Origin of the sequence: Vibrio sp. 1F255 (genome assembly GCF_041439145.1) — a bacterium.
GTDB lineage: Bacteria > Pseudomonadota > Gammaproteobacteria > Enterobacterales > Vibrionaceae > Vibrio > Vibrio crassostreae_C.
In genome coordinates this window covers 1-1,589 of sequence record NZ_JBGONQ010000079.1, presented here as the reverse complement: position 1 = coordinate 1,589, position 1,589 = coordinate 1, and the positions used below count along the sequence as shown (strand labels likewise).

Sequence of the window (1,589 nt, the reverse complement as noted above, 5' to 3'; positions counted from 1 at the left end):
ATTAAGCCTTTTTTCTATCTAAATAAACAAGTTAGCTCTTAAGATCCTGTCTATGTATCGGTCTATGCTTATACAGCTATGTACATGAGTATATTGATAAAACCGTTTAGTTATGAACAGTTCACCGCTATAGCTAAATGTATTTTGTTTGATTCAACGGAATGCTATCAATGAGTGATTTATGGATCCTTTAACGCAGGGCGTGTTAGGCGCTTCTTTGTCACAATCTGCCAGCAAAAAACAACATTTGGTTGTTGCTGGGGTATTAGGGCTGCTCTCCGGGTTAGCACCAGATTTGGATGCACTGATTAAGTCTCAAAGTGACCCTTTGTTGGCTTTGGAATTTCATCGACAATTTACCCATTCACTCTTCTTTATTCCCATTGGCAGTTTGATCTGCGCTTTGGTTCTGCATCACCTGATTGCAAAAAAACGTGGGCTTTCTTTCAAACAAAGTTGGCTGTTTTGTGCTCTGGTACTCATGCACTGTTAGACGCTTGTACCAAATCGAAATACTGACTGATTTTCTGTTAGGCTGTTAGGTAAATGAGTGATAGTTCTGCGTCTAGCAATAGTCGAGAGATACAAAGTGAAATTTTCAATACAAAGATTCCCTACTAACAGTTTATTTTGTTATTGAGTAAATTTTGTAGAATAGACTACTAGAAAATAGACATTGATAAAAATAACGATGATAGATTTTCTGTTAGTAAATGAGGCTTTGTATGACAAAGGGTATTTATATACATAATATTTGGCGTGTTATTGTGTGGTACAGAGCATCCTGAAGGGATAATCGGTAGGCGGGGCCTATACTATCTGAATCGTCACCGTCTGATTAGGTGCTCATTAACTCTCTATCATATTATTTAATACTCTACAGACAGTATGTTTATTGGAGTCATGCCGGTTTTTCACGTCATGGGGTATCTTGATGTATTTGATGTATCTGTCGGAAGACAACAAAGTTCATCAATCACATTAAATCTAAACAGACGCAATAGAGCTTGTCACCTTATCTCTGTCACACATAATCGATTGGTGATAACAACAATCGATAGAGATAAGCAAAAACTCTTTTGTCCGAGAATCATTTAATATCTCACTTCTTTATTTATTGTTGCGATGATTAAGGTTTGAGTCTTCGCATCATTTAGGTGATTGTCCGTTAAGGTGTGATTTTTCGTTGATTTTGTATAGCTTTTGGTTGAATTCAAAAGATGTTCATTTACGTGGGTAGCGCACTTAAAGGTATCACTAACTTTCAAGGCAGTGTGGCATATCGTATTAATCAAGTGTCCAATATCTTCGTTAAGAGCGTTTGAGGAGGGAACAATATTATATCGAATAGTCCGTTCATTATTTGAATTTGTATTTGAAGCTGAATATTACCTATGAAACAATTGGTTAATCTTATTGGTATGTTGATATGGTGTTGTTTTGCAGGGTAACAATTCTAATAAAAATCGAAAAGATAATGACCATTCTTTTTATGTTCTCTTCATTATCCTCGGAACGACTCTAGGTGTTCTGGCAGGGCGGGATCGCACTTTGTTAACAAATATGATCTAATAGTGCTAAATCCACAA

Annotated in this window: 1 pseudogene; it reads left to right on the top strand. The window is 36.2% G+C overall.

The annotated features are described in order from the left end of the window. Positions 1–181 precede the first annotated feature (181 nt). Positions 182–504, top strand: a pseudogene (locus ACED41_RS21485) (metal-dependent hydrolase); the annotation flags it as partial. Between the last annotated feature and the right edge of the window lie 1,085 nt (positions 505–1,589).